Genomic DNA, 16,637 nt, shown 5'->3' with positions numbered 1-16,637 from the left:
TTAAATTATTTTTTTAATTTAATCAGGTTGATCAACCCACCGGCCAACAGCATTTCTTTTTGACGTTCGGAAACTTCCAAAAGCATTACATAGGTTAACCCTTTGGTTTTATTAATCAGGTTGGCCTTGCCTGATTTAACCGCTTCCAGGGCATTTTCAATGACCAGCTCATCGTTTAGTTCAATGGTATCATAATCAGCTTCGCTTGCAAACACCAGGGGCAGAATCCCATTGTTGATCAGATTGTTTTTATGAATCCGGGCAAAGGATTTAACCGCCACCCCTTTAATCCCCAAGTATACCGGTGCCAGCGCCGCATGCTCCCGGCTGGAACCCTGACCATAGTTGGAGCCGCCGACAATAAAGCCGCCGCCATTATCCAGGGCCCGCTGTGGGAATTCGGCATCACAAGGGGCCAGGCAATAGTTTGACAGATAGGGAATGTTGGAACGATAGGGCAGTAATTTGGCATTGGAAGGCATAATATGATCGGTGGTGATATTATCTTCGACCACAATTAAAGCTTTACCAGCGACAGTATTTTTAAGTGGCTGGGTAGCTGGGAAAGGTTTGATATTTGGTCCTTTAATGACTTCCACCTCGACGCCTTCCGGGGCTGGTGCCATCACCATGGTATCGTTAAGTAAAAAGTGCTCCGGCATGGCAATTTTCGGCAAATCAATTTTTCCCAAAGGATTGGTCAGCACCCCTTCCAGGGCGGATATCGCTGCAGCTTCCGGGCTTAACAGGTAGACATCGGCAGAAGGCGTTCCGGAGCGGCCAAAAAAGTTCCGGTTGAAGGTTCGTAATGACACCGCATCGGTGGAAGGTGCCTGACCCATCCCAATACAGGGGCCACAGCCGCATTCAAGCACCCGGGCGCCAGCGTTTAGCAGATCTGCCAGGGCGCCGTTTTCGGCCAACATAGTCAGTACTTGTTTTGAACCTGGGGCAATCACCAGCGAAACATTTTCAGCTACGGTTTTGCCTTTAACAATGGCGGCCACCTTCATCAAATCCAACCAGGAGGAGTTTGTACAGCTGCCAATGGCCACTTGATTAACCGCCAAACCTTCAATTTCTGAAATTTTAACCACCTTGTCTGGACTGTGTGGACAGGCAGTCAATGGTTCTAAGGCATCCATATCAACCGTGACGATTTCATCATAGATGGCATCGGCATCAGCGGATAGCTCAATATAATCCCCGCCACGGCCTTGAGCTTCTAAAAATACCCGGGTCATTTCATCGGACGGAAATACCGAGGTGGTTGCTCCCAACTCAGCACCCATGTTGGTAATTGTGGCTCGCTCCGGTACAGTCAGGGTCTTTACACCGTCACCCGTGTATTCAAACACCTTGTTAACCCCGCCTTTAACGGTACATTGACGTAACACTTCCAGGATCACATCCTTGGATGATACCCCGGTGCGCAGCTTGCCGGTTAATTCCACCTTAACCACTTTGGGCATGGTAATATAATAAGGGTCGCCAGCCATGGCCACAGCCACATCCAGACCACCGGCCCCAATGGCCAGCATCCCGATACCGCCACCGGTGGGCGTATGGCTATCCGATCCTAAAAGCGTATCGCCCGGCACTCCAAAGCGTTCAATCTGAACCTGGTGGCAAATGCCGTTGCCCGGTTTTGAATAATAAACGCCATGTTTTTTGGCCACGCTCTGAATATAGCGGTGATCATCCATGTTTTCCGGGCCTTCCTGGAGCATGTTGTGATCAATATAGGCCAAGGATTTTTTGGTTTTAACCCGGGGCACCTCCATGGCTTCAAACTGTAAATAGGCCATTGTTCCGGTGGAGTCCTGAGTCAGGGTCTGATCAATTCGAATTCCAATTTCTTCACCTTTGATCATTTCTCCCACTACAAGGTGCGCCGCAATAATCTTTTCTGTTAACGTTTTTCCCATTTAATTTACTATTTCCTTTCCATACTGCTATTTTCTGAATTTTTCGGTGTGATGTGCTTGTTCTAAACGATCAATTTTTATTATACCATCTTTTTTTCCAACTTTCCATTTTTTACTTTAGCGGTTTTGCTTCAATTTAAATCGAAACTATGTTATACTGTGGTTCAATCAATTCAAGTTTATAAGTGGATTTGGAGGAGCTCATGACGTTTTTTAAATGCTTCAGCCGCTTTTTATTTGTCCAGGGAAGAAAGAATAATATTATCAACCTTTCGGCTCAAATGTCCTACCGAACCCTGTCGGCATTTGTTCCTTTTTTGATGCTGCTCTACAGTTTCATCAACTGGTTTTCCGCCAGTGTCAACGAAACCCTGATTTTTGCCTTTTCAAAAATACTACCACAATCGATAATGAATTATGTTAATCTGGCCATGGAAAATGCCAATACCATTTCTTTTTCATTGGGTACCAATCTGATCCTGGGATTTTTCATTTTATATGTTTCCGTTTCGGCCATGCATTCCCTGATCACTTCTTTAAACCGGATCTTTGGCCAAAAAGAAACCCGGGGCAGTGTTGCGCTCTGGATCCAATCGATTCTATATCTGTTTTTATTTCTGCTGATTATCTTTTTCACGGTTTTTTTCTATCTATTCGGTGAAAAACTGCTTTCTTTTATTTTTCATGCTCTGAATTTGTCGCAATTTTTCGCAGTTTTTATTGTTCTCTTTACGCTGCTTTATCTGCTCATTGTGCCGACCCTGATCTTTACACTGATTTATATGTATGCCCCCAAAAACCATCTTGGTTTTTGGGAAGCCCTGCCAGGTGGCGCTTTTGTCAGCATCAGTTGGTTTATCATTCTTTTGCTCTATGCCCTGTTTGCCGATACCGTCCTTGATTTCAACAGTTTTTTCTTTAATCTCCAAGGACCCTTCTCCTTGTTTTTTGTTGTCTACCTGATCTGTTTCAGCCTTACCTTAGGCGGCGTTGTGAATCTTTACGGAACAAAACAGTCATTATTTTGTGAAACGGAGGCCGCCAAATGATCAAACGGATCATGAATTTAAAACTTGTGAAACTGATCAACTTCATCCGGGAGGATTTCGAAAAAACCGATTTTTCAGGAATCTGCACGCAAATGTCATTTTACCTGTTGTTAGCTTTTTTCCCCCTCCTGCTTTTTCTGATTTCATTTATCGGAAATTTTATCAAACCCTTCGAAACCTATCTCTATGAAATTTTAAAAACATTTTTGCCAGAGCTTTCCTATGAATATGTAACTGGTTTACTCAACAGCCTGATCAGTCAGGTTTCCGGTTCCCAGTACAGTCTGATTCTTCTGGCTTTCTTCTTTTCATCCCTGGCCACCCGAGCAGTCATGATCGGTATTAATCAAACCTATGGCCGGGAAGAAACCCGAAACCTCAGAGAAATCTGGCTCTATTCGTTTCTGTTTACGATTCTTTTCACACTGGCCATTTTATTGATTGCGGTGGCCTATATTTTCAGTGCGGACGTCGGTGCTGTTATTTTTGAGAAAATTGGGTTATATACTTATTATTATCCGGTTCTGAGTTTTTTTGCGGTTGCTTTTTCCTGGATCGTTTCAACCTTTATTTTTAATATGATCTATGTCATGGCCCCCGCTCAGCCCTTGAAAATTAAAAATGGTCTTCCCGGAGCCCTATTTGCCACGCTGGGACTTAATATCGCTTTTCGTATTTTTACCTTATTTATTAATCATTCAACCAAATACAGTACGCTCTATGGCAGTCTGGGCGGACTTTTTGCCCTGATGGTGGCCATCTACTTTATTTGTGTCATTTTGAATCTGGGGGGGAAAATCAATTTGTACTGGTCCTTATATCAAAACAATGAATTGTCTTTCCCTTTTTAGCCATGACTTTGGGTATGCGACTGTCAAAAAGATTTTATTTGTTTAAAAAGATACCCGATCAATACCAGGACTTGTGATAAAATAACAGGTGTTTAATTCACCCGATTCCAACCACTAACGAAAGGACACACATACCATGAAAAAAACCGATGCCCATGCAGATTCAGCCATTAACCGGCGTTTTCTCAGTTACCGCTATTTTGGTGCCCACCTGAATGAAAAAGGGGTCACTTTTCGGGTTTGGGCCCCCCAAGCTCAGAGTGTTTCGGTTGTTGGCGATTTTAACCACTGGAACATCACTGAGCATCTCATGAAACCTGTTTCCGGCGCCCATGGAATTTGGGAACTGTTTATTCCGGAGCTTTCGCAAGGTCTGCTTTATAAATATGCAGTTCGCCAAAAAGATGGTGAACTGGCCTATAAAGCTGATCCTTACGGCTTCTGTAGTGAGGTTAAACCCAAAACCGCCTCGATTATCTGGGAACTCGACGGTTATACTTGGCAGGATGACGCCTGGTGCCAAAAAAGAATGCAAACCAATTGGCTCAAAATGCCGATCAATATTTACGAAGCCCATCTGGGCAGCTGGAAACGCAGTGACACCGGCGACTATCTGACCTACCATGAGCTGGCCGAACAGCTGGTTCCCTATCTGGTAGAAATGCATTATACCCATATTGAGTTGATGCCAATTATGGAACATCCCTTTGATGGTTCATGGGGTTATCAACTGACCGGTTATTATGCTGCGACCAGCCGCTATGGCGATCCCCAGGGACTGATGCACTTCATTGATAGCTGCCACCAGGCTGGCATCGGGGTCATTCTGGATTGGGTGCCCGGTCACTTCTGCAAAGATGATCAAGGCCTGCGGCATTTTGACGGTACCTGTCAATACGAATTTTCCGAACACCAGCAATGGGGAACGATGGTCTTTGATTACGGCAAACCGGAAGTCCTCGATTTTCTCATCTCCAATGCCTATTTCTGGTTTGACCGTTATCATGTCGATGGACTGCGCATCGATGGCGTTGCCAGCATGATTGAATTAAACCACGGCCTTGATGGCGAACCTTACCGCAATGCTCAGGGCGGCACGGATCGCCTGGAAGCCCTGTCCTTTCTCCGGGAACTGAACACCATAATTTTTAGGGATTTTCCCTTTGCCATCATGTCGGCCGAAGACTCCACTGCCTATCCGATGGTCACCTGGCCAGTGGATAAAGGTGGCCTGGGCTTCAATTTGAAATGGGACATGGGCTGGATGCATGATACCCTGGATTATATGAAAACTGATCCAATGTTTCGGAATCGCTTCCATAATCTGTTGACCTTTTCGATGGCCTATGCTTTTAATGAAAACTTCATCCTCCCCCTTTCTCACGATGAAGTGGTTCACAGCAAACGAACCATCCTTGATAAAATGTTTGGGGATTACAATCAAAAGTTCGACCAGTTTCGCCTCCTCTTCGGTTATTTAATAACCCATCCAGGCAAAAAACTGTCCTTTATGGGGAACGAGTTTGCCCCCTTCCTGGAATGGCGAGTGGATGAATCCCTGGAATGGTTCCTCCTGGATTATCCCAAACACCGGGAGATTCATACCTACATCAAAGAACTCAATAAGTTTTATCGTAAAGAAAAAGCCCTCTGGACTGATGACCACAGCTGGGAAGGCTTTGAGTGGCTGGAACCCAACAACAGCGAACAGAGCATTCTTATTTTTAAACGAATGGGTGCCGAGGAAAAAGATACGCTGATCACCATTATCAACTTCTGTCCGCTGAGCTATACCGATTATCAAATTGGCGTTCCGGCTGGCGGCAATTATCGGCTGGCCTTTAATTCCGATGACAGCAACTATGGCGGGACTGGTTTTAAAATGAAAAAAACCATGAAGGCCCAGCCTGCCCCGCTTCATGGTCAGGATTATTCGGTTTCCATCAATATACCCCCCTCAGCAATGGTTGTTTTAAAAGCGGTTGTCCCCCGGACAAGCGCCAAAAACAAACCGGTAACGGATAAAAAAACAAAAGCAAAAAAATAAAGACTATCTTTGTCGAAAGGAACAACCATGAATTCTTCAGAACGAGAAAAAATAAAAGCTGCCTATAAGGCCACCTTTACCAAAAAAATCGAAGAAGTTTCGGGAAATTGTCTGGCTGAAGCGTCCCTGCTTAAACAATACCAGGCCCTGGCTGAAATGGTAATGGAAAGCATTACCTCCCAATGGGCTAAAACCAATACCCTCTATAACAAAAATGAATCCAAGCAAGTCTACTTTTTTTCCATCGAATTTCTGATCGGACGGCTGATGAAGTCCTATCTCAGTAATTTAGGGGTGGAAGACCTGGTTCAGGAGTGCTCAGTGGAAATGGGGCTGGATTATGAAGCCATTCTTGCCCAGGAGTCTGACCCCGGGTTGGGCAATGGCGGTCTGGGACGATTAATGGCCTGCTATCTGGATTCTTCTTCAGCCATGGGAATGCCCGCCCACGGTAATGGCATCCGTTATAAATACGGGCTGTTTGAACAACGCATTATCAATGGTGAACAGATCGAAGTAGCCGATAACTGGCTCAAAAACGGCTATCCCTTTGAAATCCGCAATCCCGATAAGTCGGTGATTGTTAAATACTACGGCCAGATTCATTCCGAAAACATCAATGGCAATCTGACCTTTGTCCACGAAAACTACGAACCGATTATGGCTGTTCCCTATGATGTTCCGATTAAGGGCTACCGCAATGAAACGGTTAATTCGCTGCGATTGTGGAGCGCTGAGCCGCTGGAAGCCTTTGACCTCCCCTGCTTTAATCAGGGCCATTTTTTAAATGCCGTCCGACACAAATCGGAAGCCGAAGCGATCAGCCAGATCCTCTATCCCAATGACAATGGTTTCGACGGCAAACTGTTGCGCCTCAAACAGGAATACTTTTTTGTCTGTGCCGGGATCAAGCGAATTGTTGTGGATTTCAAACGTTCCAACAACAATTCGATGGATGGCTTCAGCGACAAAATTTGTATCCATATTAATGATACTCACCCGGCGCTCTGCGGCCCTGAACTGATGCGGGTACTGATGGATGAAGAAGGTCTGGGCTGGGATGACTCCTGGAAAATTACCGTCGCCGCCTTGAGCTTCACCAACCACACCGTATTACCGGAAGCCCTCGAAAAATGGCCGGTGGATATGATGAAGGATTTGCTGCCGCGGATTTATATGATCATAGAAGAAATCAACCGCCGCTTTCTGCTGGAACTTGATAGCGAATTTCCCTACGATCTGGAGCGTAACCACAGCCTTTCCATTATTCGGGATAACTATGTTCACATGGCCAGTCTGGCGATCGTATCCAGTCATTCGGTAAATGGCGTGGCTGCCCTGCACAGTAAAATCCTCCGGGAAGAAACCTTCAACGGTTATTACCAGGTTTTTCCCAACCGGTTCTACTCGGTCACCAATGGCGTCTCACCCCGACGCTTTCTGATGAACAGCAATCCGGAACTGAAAACGCTGATTACTGAATCGATTGGCTCAGCCTGGGAACATAACCTCTTCCATCTGAAGAAACTGCTCAACTATATCAGCGATCCGGTTTTTTATGAAAAGTTTGAGGATGTCAAATTAGCTAATAAGCTCCGACTTGCCAATTACATGACCAGCCACAACAATATTAACGTCGATCCCCACTCAATTTTTGACATCCAGGTTAAGCGGATTCATGAATATAAGCGACAATTGCTAAACGCCCTCCATGTTCTCTATCTGTATAATCGGCTCAAAGAAAATCCCAACCTGGAAATGGCCCCCCGAACCTTTATCTTTGCCGGCAAAGCGGCCCCCGGCTATTACTATGCCAAAGAAGTGATAAAACTGATCACCGCCATTGCCGAGCTGGTCAATGCCGATCCGACCCTCCATGACAAATTGAAGGTCGTATTCCTGGCCAACTTCAATGTTTCCCTGGCCGAGATCATCTATCCGGCGGCCAATATTTCCGAACAGATTTCAACGGCTGGCAAAGAAGCCTCCGGCACCGGAAATATGAAATTTATGATGAATGGCGCCATCACGCTGGGTACGATGGATGGCGCCAATATCGAAATTCTTGAAGCCGTTGGTCCCAGTAATATTGTCACCTTTGGTCTGTCTGCCGATGAGGTACATCACTATCAAAAGTACGGCGGTTATCGCTCCATCGACATCTTTGAACAGGATCCCCGGATTCAGCAGGTTCTTCACCAACTGATTGACGGCACCCTGGGACATGGGCTCAGCTTCCAGGCGATCTATGATTCACTGCTGTTGTACAACGATGGCTACTTTGTTCTAAAAGATTTCAGTGCCTACGCCGATGCCCAAAATCAGGTCGATCACCTCTTCCGCAATCCGACCATTTGGACTAAAATGTCTATCAGCAACGTAGCAAATTCCGGGGTTTTCTCAAGCGATCGTTCAATTGCCGACTATCAACGAGAAATCTGGAAAATCATTTAAGGAGGTATCACTTTGAATACTGAATGTGTCGCAATGCTCTTGGCGGGCGGTCAAGGCAGCCGGTTAGGCTCACTGACTTTCAATAACGCCAAACCTGCTGTTTTATTCGGCGGAAAATATCGAATTATTGATTTTCCGCTTAGCAACTGTATGAATTCGGATATCGATGTGGTCGGTGTTTTGACCCAGTACCGCCCCTATATCCTCAATAATTATATTGGTGATGGCTCAGCCTGGGCCCTGGATCAGGTTCAGGGTGGCGTCCACATCCTGCCCCCCTATATGGGGCAGAAAGGGGGCCGTTGGTATTCAGGAACCGCCGATGCCATTTATCAAAATCTGGATTTTATTGACCGCTTCGATCCCGAATATGTGCTGATTCTGTCCGGTGATCATATTTACAAGATGGACTATTCCAAGATGCTGGCCTTTCACAAACAGAAAGAAGCCGACCTGACCATTGCCGTGATGGACGTTCCCTGGGAAGATGCTCACCGCTTCGGTATTGTCAACACCGATGAGGATCATTGCATTAAGGAGTTTCAGGAAAAACCAGAACGTCCTAAAAGTAACAAAGCCTCCATGGGCATCTATATTTTTACCTGGAAAGAATTAAAAAAAGCGCTGCTTGACGATGCCGGAAACCGGGAATCGGAGCACGACTTTGGCCATAACGTAATTCCCATGCTCCACGAAAGTGGCAAACGGATTTTTGCCTACCCTTACTCCGGTTACTGGCGGGATGTGGGCACCGTCCAAAGCTATTATGATGCCAATATGGATCTTTTGGATTGCAACTGCGATTTTGATCTCAGCGATCGTAATTTTCGGATCTTCTCCAATAACACCAGTCGCCATCCCCAATTTATTGGCCCTCAAGCCAAGATCAGCAACAGTCTGATCTGTGATGGATGCATTATTTTTGGAAAAGTTGAGAACTCCATTTTGTCCCATGATGTGGTGATTCATAAAAAAACCAGCTTGAAAAATGTCATTGTGCATACCGGAGCCATCATTGAGGATGGTGCCATTTTAGAGAATTGCATCGTTGGGGCCCGGGCTAGAATTAAAGGCGATGCCCGCTATATTACGGACCCCACCGAACCCGCTCCGGAAATACATGTCATCAATAACTGAAAGGATTGAGAACAAATGAAAAATGTTGCTGGACTTATCTTAAATGTCGATGGCGAGGATGACTCCCTAAAGGATTTTCTTTCCCATCGCAGCCTGAGCACCTTGCCTTTCGGCGGACGTTATCGCCTCATTGACTTTACCCTTTCCAATATGGTCAATTCTGGTTTATCCCATATCGGCGTCATCGGGTCTCATAAATACAGCTCCCTGGTCGATCATCTAGGGACTGGTAAAGAGTGGTCCCTGAGCCGAAAAACTCAGGATCTCTCAATCCTTTCGGGATCAAACAATTACCATATCGGACGGCTGATTAAGGTTAATCTCCGTAATCTTCAAAATAACCGGGGCTTTCTGGATGCCACTGGGGCCAAACATGTGCTGATTGCTACCCCCAATCTGGTCACTACCTTCGATTTTCGAAATGCCTATGATATCCATTTAAAAAATGACAGTGACATCACCCTGATTTTTAAGAAAGATGATCCCCTTTATCATCTCAAGGATAACGACCTCTATCTGGAATTTGCCAAAAACCGGGTCAGCGGTCTCCATTTCAAACGGGAACATACCACCGGACATTTTTTTACAGAGATGTTTTTTATCAAAAAATCCATTCTGATGGAATTACTGGATCTCAGTGAACGTACCGGTGACTGGGATTTGCTGGATATGATCAAATACAATATCGATACCCTCAGGGTTTTTGGCGCTCAGCATACCGGTTATATCAAACGGGTGAACTGCCTGGAAAACTATATGAAAACCAGTATGGATCTGCTGGAATATGAGATTATGCAGGAACTTTTCCTGGGCAAAAATTCCATCCATACCAAGATCAAAGATAACCACCCCACCCTCTATGAAGATCCGGCCCAGGTGTCCAATTCGATTGTCGGCAGCGGCTGCATCATTGAAGGAAACATTACTCACAGCATTATCTTCCGGGACACTAAAATGAATGTTGGTTCACATATCCAGAATAGTATCATCATGCAACGGTGTGAAATCGGGCGAAATGTTAATCTGAATTATGTGGTCATGGACAAGGACAGCAGAATCAGCGATCACACCACCTTAGTTGGCAAACCCCATGCGCCCATTGTTTTAAAGAAAGGCACGGTAATATAAATGTTAAACGTCCTATTTGTCACTTCAGAAGCTTACCCTTTTTCAAAAAGTGGTGGCTTGGGAGATGTGCTGGGCGCTCTGCCAAAATCATTTCCTGACGATGTTAAAACCCAGGTAATCCTGCCATATTACAGCACCATTCCCGAAGAACTGCGTCAAAAAATAAAGCCCCTCAAACACTTTCAGATGTGGATGTCCGACACCCTACACTATTGCGGGCTTTTGACTGCTGAGCACGAGGGCGTGACCTTTTATTTTATCGATAATGAAGCCTTTTTCAAGCGACCCTCGCTTTACGGTTATTATGACGACGGTGAACGATTCAGCTTTTTTTGCCGAGCGGTGCTGGACTCCCTACCACTGCTTGATTTTACTCCGGATATAGTTCACTGCAATGACTGGCAGACTGCTGCTGTGGCCTACCTGCTCAAACATCAGTACCGCCGCGCTTTTCCCGATACAAAGGTGGTTTTTACGATTCATAATATCCGTTATCAGGGTGTTTACGGCTTTCATGATATCAGCCCCTATCTCCACCTGGGCTTCTTACCCTCAGATTTGGAGTTTTATGGAAAAATCAATCTGATGAAGGGGGCGCTGTACGCCGCCGATCTGATCACCACCGTCAGTCCTACCTATGCTGCTGAACTGAAAGACCCTTATTATGGTGAAGGACTGGATGGCGTGATTCGTCACCTCGACCAACAGGTTGTCGGGATTCTCAATGGCATTGACGAATCCATTTACGATTCCAAGACCGATCCGGCTTTATTTGTTCCCTATGATAACCCGGAAAAAAAGAAAGTGGAAAACAAGAAAGCCCTACAGGAGTATTTCGATCTGCCCGTCCGGGGGGATGTCCCAATGGTCTCAATGATCACCCGGCTGGTTGAACAAAAAGGACTGGATCTGGTATCTAACGTTATTCATGAAATTTTGCAGCTGGATCTCCAGCTGGTGATTCTGGGAACTGGTGATGCCATTTATGAAAATTTGTTCCGTAGCATCGCCTACAACTACCCTGATAAAATGGTCACCATCATTGATTTTGATGAAGCGCTGTCCCGTAAAATCTATGCCGCCAGTGATTTCTTCCTGATGCCCTCCAAATTTGAGCCCTGCGGACTCTCCCAGATGATTGCCATGCGTTATGGCGCTGTCCCCATCGTTCGTGAAACTGGCGGCCTTAAAGATACCGTCACCTATTTTAACGCCAAGACAAAGAAAGGTAATGGTTTCAGCTTTGCAACCTACAACGCCCACGACATGCTTTTTACCATTCAACATGCCGTATCCCTATATCATAATTCTCCCGCAGCTTATAAAAAACTGGTAAAAAATGCCTATAACACCCATTTTGACTGGAAACAATCAGCTGATATTTATCTTTCATATTATAATAAATTAATGGAGTGATAAGATTATGAAATTTCGTCATCATTCATGGGAACTGGCCTTTCGATCGCCCTTTGGCGCACTGCCAATTGGCAATGCCGTCACACTGCGGGTCTATGCCACTGAAATTGAAAAATTAAAGCTGCGAACCTTTTTTGATAACCAGGAAGTAACCCACCCGATGATCAAATCCCGGGAAATCAATTATTGGGAAATCACTCTGGATATGCCAACCGTTCCCGGCATCTTCTGGTATGACTTCAGCTTTGAATCCCGGGGCCGAGCCTATGCCTATGGCACCCAACACGATCAATTGGGGGGTGAAGGTCGGATTTATGAAACAAAGCCGCCCTCTTATCAAATTACGGTATATGACCCGCAGCGTCAGACACCGGCCTGGTATACCCAAGGGATCATGTACCAGATTTTTCCCGATCGTTTCCATCGAGGTGCCGACTTTGATCTGAATAATTTCCATCGGGATGCGATGCTCCATCCCAACTGGAACGATACCCCCCACTATTTTCGGGAAAAAGACGGTGGTATCAAATACTGGGATTTTTTTGGCGGTACCCTGGAAGGGATCACCGAAAAACTGGACTATCTGCAAAGTCTGAATATCACCATTTTGTATTTGAATCCTATTTTTAAATCCCGAAGTAATCATCGCTATGATACTGGTGATTATATGACCATTGATCCCGCTTTAGGCACCCAGGAAAGCTTTGAAAAACTGGCTTTTGAGTGTAAAAAACGGGGTATCGCCATCATTCTTGATGGGGTTTTCAGCCATACCGGTGATGACAGCCTATACTTCAATCGTTATGGAAATTATCCTGAGGTTGGTGCTTCTCAGTCAAAAGAATCAGACTATTATCCCTGGTATATATTTTCTGATTATCCCGATACCTACTCATGCTGGTGGGGCGTTGATGCGATGCCAAATACCGACGAAATGCATCCCAATTTTCAAGCCTTTATCTATAAGAGCAAGGACAGTGTGATCCGTCACTGGATGACCGCCGGTGCTTCTGGCTGGCGGTTGGATGTGGCTGATGAACTGCCGGATCCGTTTATCAAGGGTCTCAAAGCTGCCATGCTGGAGGAAAACCCTGACAGCGTTCTGATTGGTGAAGTCTGGGAGGATGCCTCCCGCAAAGTCGCTTATGATGAGCTGCGCACCTATTTTTCCGGTTATGAATTGGACGCTGTCATGAACTACCCTTTCCGGGAAACCTTTATCGACTTCATCCTTGGGGATAAAAGCTCCGGACTCGCCGCCCGGATTATGATGTCCCTCTATGAACACTATCCCCGGGATCAATTTATGGGAAACATGAACCTGATTGGTAGCCATGACCGCCGCCGTATTCTTAATGTCCTTGGCGAAGCCTACAAATTTTTAGGCAACCATTGCCATAAAACCTATCGTCTGGACGATACCCAGTATGCTTTGGCAGTAAAACGCTTAAAACTACTCAGTTTGATCCAGTTTACCTTTCCGGGGGTTCCCTGTTTGTATTACGGTGATGAAGCCGGGGTTCAAGGCTTTGAAGATCCCTATAACCGACGCACCTACCCCTGGGGGAATGAGGATCTCGATCTCCTCGCCTGGTATCAATTGATCTCCAAACTCCGAACCGATCATTCGGTCTTTCAAAACGGCACCTGGAAACCCTATGAGGCCAGTGACGATCTTTTCGTTTTTGAACGACGGAATGAAGATGCCCTCTGTTTTTGCCTATTTAACCGCAACACGCGAGCCGTTCACTTGTTCAAACACCCGGATTTTGCTGGCTGCGAAGGTTTAGACCTGATTTCCGGCGAGGCCGTTGCATTGAACCCCATCGTCCTCCAGCCACTTTCATCTGTCATTGTAATGGTCACACCCCACTCCTGTCAGCTCATATAAACAAAAAAGATTGCGGGTAGCCGTAATCTTTTTTTGTTTTTTTCTGATGATAAAGGGTATTAAAATAAAGATTTACCTTCTCCATAAATAAAATCGATTAAATTGCGAACTTTAAAATACTAGTTTATTACACGAAAGGAATACTCATGAAACCATCACAATGCCTTGAAGAAATCGCAGCCTTTAAATCTGCCTATAAAAAAAAGATTGAAGAAGTATCCGGCGAATATCTTTCCGAGTCATCAGTCCTTGACCAGTACCAGGCTTTAGCCGAAATTGTCATGGATAAAATAGCATCCCAGTGGGCAAAAACGAGATCTCAATACGATGAGATCCCCCACAAGCGGGTCTATCTCTTTTCCATCGAATTTTTGATTGGCCGGCTACTCAAAGCCTATGTCAACAGTCTGGACATGGAGTATACGGTCAAAACTGCCATGGCTGAACTGGGCCTTGATTATGAAACGATTCTTAGTCAGGAAACTGATCCGGGTTTAGGAAATGGTGGATTGGGACGATTAATGGCCTGCTTTTTAGAGTCTTCGGCTACCCTGGGATTTCCCTTTCATGGCAATGGCATCCATTATAAGCACGGTCTTTTCGAACAGAAAATTATCAATGGTGAACAGGTTGAAGTGGCCGATAACTGGCTACGACACGGTTATCCCTTTGAAATCAGAAAACCCAATGAGTCCGTTGTTGTAAAGTTCTATGGTAATCTTCATTCTGAAAAAGTCAATGGGGTGCTGACCTTTGTGCATGAAAACTACGAACCAATCTTAGCCGTCCCCTACGACATCCCCATTAAAGGATACCACAATAATACCGTCAATTCGTTACGGTTGTGGAGTGCAGAACCGATTGAAGAGTTCGACCTGCCCAGTTTCAACGAGGGGCAATTCCTTGATGCCGTCCGTCATAAATCCGAGGCTGAGGCAATTACTCAAATTTTGTACCCCAATGATAACAAGTTTGATGGTAAACAATTGCGGTTGAAACAGGAGTACTTTTTTGTCTGTGCCGGTTTAAAACGGATGATTACACGTTTTAAACGATATAACAACAATTGTTTGGATGATTTTGCCGAAAAAATCTGTATTCACATCAATGATACCCATCCCGCCCTCTGCGGCCCTGAAATGATGCGCATTTTTATGGACGAAGAAGGATTAAGCTGGGACGATGCCTGGAAGATTACGGTCAACTCACTGACCTTCACCAATCACACCGTGCTGCCTGAAGCCCTGGAAAAATGGCCGGTGGACATGATGAAGTTTCTACTGCCGCGGATCTATATGATTATTGAAGAAATTAACCGCCAATTCCAGGAAGATTTAAGAATAAAATCGGGACTTAATGAACTGCAAATCAGTTCATTATCAATCATTCAGGACGGTCAAGTCAACATGGCTAATCTGGCCATAATTTGTTGCCACTCCGTGAATGGTGTTGCAGCCCTTCACAGTAAAATTTTAAAAGAGGAAACCTTTAACGGTTATTACAAGCTCTTTCCCGAACGTTTCCGTTCTGTTACCAACGGGGTTACGCCCCGTCGTTTCCTGATCAACAGTAACACGGGTCTGCGGGATTTGATTACTGAATCCATTGGTACCGACTGGATCAATAATCTTTATGCCCTTGAAAACCTGATGAATTTTAAAAACGATGCCTCGTTTGTTGAGCGGTTCAATCACATCAAACTGGAAAATAAAATTCATTTATCCAACCATATCAAAAAGAACAATCATATTGATGTAAACCCCGAATCGATTTTTGACATCCAGGTCAAGCGCATTCATGAATACAAACGACAGCTTCTGAACGCTTTGCAGATCCTCCATTTGTATAATCATTTAAAAGCAAACCCCTATTTGGAAATCGTCCCCCGTACCTTTATCTTTGCTGGCAAAGCAGCCCCGGGATACTATTTTGCCAAGGAAGTTATCAAACTGATTAACGCCATTGCCAGCCTTGTCAATAATGATAAAGATATCCGGGATCAGATCAAAGTTGTCTTTCTGGCAAATTTCAACGTTTCTTTAGGTGAAATTATTTATCCTGCCGCCAATATTTCCGAGCAGATATCGACCGCTGGAAAAGAAGCATCTGGCACCGGCAATATGAAATTTATGATGAATGGCGCTGTTACCTTGGGTACCATGGATGGTGCCAACATTGAAATTCATGAGGCCGTCGGTGATGACAATATTATCACCTTTGGCTTGTCCGCTGATGAGGTTTCTCATTATCAAAAGAACGGCGGTTACAGTTCAGTCCAAATTTATGAGAATGATGAGCGAATTCAAAAAATCATGCATCAACTGATTGACGGTACCTTTGGTCACCTGGCTAGTTTCCAAAGCATTTACGATTCCCTGCTCTTGTATAATGACACCTATTTTGTTCTAAAAGACTTTGACTCTTATGCCAATGCTCAGGATCAAATCAATAAGCTCTATCAGGATAAAAACAAATGGTTTGAAATGTCTCTTTGCAACGTAGCATACTCCGGCCTATTTTCCAGCGATCGCGCAATCCTGGAATACCAGAAGAATATTTGGAAGACACTGTAGATTATGCCCCCTCCTTTCCCTTTTTTAAAGAAACCCCGACCGGATTTTAATCTGGTTGGGGTTTCTTTATGGTCTGCCATTTTTCTTTCTAAAATACATTCGTCTTAAACGGTTCCTAAGGCTCCGCTGTGCTGCGCCTTCGTCGCGTCAGTCGCCAAATGGC

Annotated in this window: 10 protein-coding genes; 9 read left to right on the top strand and 1 reads right to left on the bottom strand. The window is 45.0% G+C overall.

Annotated features, from left to right (window positions below):
• Positions 1 to 5: 5 nt before the first annotated feature.
• Positions 6 to 1,928: an aconitate hydratase gene (locus B3F51_RS10655; RefSeq protein ID WP_286947008.1), complete on the bottom strand. Its 1,923-nt coding sequence runs from the start codon at positions 1,926 to 1,928 to the stop codon at positions 6 to 8.
• A gap of 203 nt (positions 1,929 to 2,131) precedes the next feature.
• On the opposite strand from B3F51_RS10655, the gene B3F51_RS10650 reads away from it, so the two are divergent.
• The 9 genes from B3F51_RS10650 to B3F51_RS10610 all read left to right on the top strand — a co-directional run bounded on the left by B3F51_RS10650 (position 2,132) and on the right by B3F51_RS10610 (position 16,474).
• Complete coding sequence (locus tag B3F51_RS10650) at positions 2,132 to 2,977, top strand: YihY/virulence factor BrkB family protein (protein ID WP_228879078.1); 846 nt, start codon at positions 2,132 to 2,134, stop codon at positions 2,975 to 2,977.
• Positions 2,974 to 3,828, top strand: a complete 855-nt coding sequence (locus B3F51_RS10645) for a YihY/virulence factor BrkB family protein (RefSeq protein WP_286947006.1) — start codon at positions 2,974 to 2,976, stop codon at positions 3,826 to 3,828. Before B3F51_RS10650 ends, B3F51_RS10645 begins: the two co-directional genes overlap by 4 nt.
• A 136-nt stretch (positions 3,829 to 3,964) precedes the next feature.
• On the top strand, positions 3,965 to 5,875 hold the full coding sequence (gene glgB / locus B3F51_RS10640) for a 1,4-alpha-glucan branching protein GlgB (RefSeq protein ID WP_286947004.1): 1,911 nt from the start codon (positions 3,965 to 3,967) through the stop codon (positions 5,873 to 5,875).
• 27 nt (positions 5,876 to 5,902) lie between these two features.
• Entirely contained in the window at positions 5,903 to 8,329 is a 2,427-nt protein-coding gene (locus B3F51_RS10635) for a glycogen/starch/alpha-glucan phosphorylase (protein ID WP_286947002.1), read from the top strand.
• 12 nt (positions 8,330 to 8,341) lie between these two features.
• Entirely contained in the window at positions 8,342 to 9,466 is a 1,125-nt protein-coding gene (locus tag B3F51_RS10630; RefSeq protein WP_263992922.1) for a glucose-1-phosphate adenylyltransferase, read from the top strand.
• Between the two features lie 15 nt (positions 9,467 to 9,481).
• Positions 9,482 to 10,594 carry a glucose-1-phosphate adenylyltransferase subunit GlgD gene (gene glgD / locus B3F51_RS10625; RefSeq protein WP_286947001.1) on the top strand — a complete coding sequence of 371 codons (1,113 nt, stop codon included), beginning with the start codon at positions 9,482 to 9,484 and terminating at the stop codon, positions 10,592 to 10,594.
• The gene (gene glgA, locus B3F51_RS10620; RefSeq protein WP_070369676.1) at positions 10,595 to 12,010 is read left to right on the top strand and encodes a glycogen synthase GlgA; all 1,416 of its coding nucleotides are present in this window, start codon (positions 10,595 to 10,597) and stop codon (positions 12,008 to 12,010) included.
• Between the two features lie 7 nt (positions 12,011 to 12,017).
• Positions 12,018 to 13,901 (top strand): alpha-amylase family glycosyl hydrolase, encoded by a 1,884-nt coding sequence (locus tag B3F51_RS10615; RefSeq protein WP_286946998.1) that lies wholly within the window; start codon positions 12,018 to 12,020, stop codon positions 13,899 to 13,901.
• Between the two features lie 146 nt (positions 13,902 to 14,047).
• Complete coding sequence (locus B3F51_RS10610) at positions 14,048 to 16,474, top strand: glycogen/starch/alpha-glucan phosphorylase (RefSeq protein ID WP_250934439.1); 2,427 nt, start codon at positions 14,048 to 14,050, stop codon at positions 16,472 to 16,474.
• Positions 16,475 to 16,637 lie beyond the last annotated feature (163 nt).

Source organism: Acetobacterium sp. UBA5834, assembly GCF_002435675.1.
Lineage (GTDB): Bacteria > Bacillota > Clostridia > Eubacteriales > Eubacteriaceae > Acetobacterium > Acetobacterium wieringae.
Note: the sequence above shows the minus strand (reverse complement) of the source record. Positions and strands in the feature narration are given on the sequence as shown.

What these genes read in the sequence shown, in the direction of transcription:
- B3F51_RS10650 (WP_228879078.1), top strand. Translation starts at nt 2,132, where the DNA reads ATGACGTTTTTTAAATGCTTCAGCCGCTTTTTATTTGTCCAGGGAAGA.
- B3F51_RS10635 (WP_286947002.1), top strand. Translation starts at nt 5,903, where the DNA reads ATGAATTCTTCAGAACGAGAAAAAATAAAAGCTGCCTATAAGGCCACC.
- B3F51_RS10610 (WP_250934439.1), top strand. Translation starts at nt 14,048, where the DNA reads ATGAAACCATCACAATGCCTTGAAGAAATCGCAGCCTTTAAATCTGCC.
- B3F51_RS10655 (WP_286947008.1), bottom strand. Translation starts at nt 1,928, where the DNA reads ATGGGAAAAACGTTAACAGAAAAGATTATTGCGGCGCACCTTGTAGTG.
- glgB (WP_286947004.1), top strand. Translation starts at nt 3,965, where the DNA reads ATGAAAAAAACCGATGCCCATGCAGATTCAGCCATTAACCGGCGTTTT.
- glgD (WP_286947001.1), top strand. Translation starts at nt 9,482, where the DNA reads ATGAAAAATGTTGCTGGACTTATCTTAAATGTCGATGGCGAGGATGAC.
- B3F51_RS10645 (WP_286947006.1), top strand. Translation starts at nt 2,974, where the DNA reads ATGATCAAACGGATCATGAATTTAAAACTTGTGAAACTGATCAACTTC.
- glgA (WP_070369676.1), top strand. Translation starts at nt 10,595, where the DNA reads ATGTTAAACGTCCTATTTGTCACTTCAGAAGCTTACCCTTTTTCAAAA.
- B3F51_RS10615 (WP_286946998.1), top strand. Translation starts at nt 12,018, where the DNA reads ATGAAATTTCGTCATCATTCATGGGAACTGGCCTTTCGATCGCCCTTT.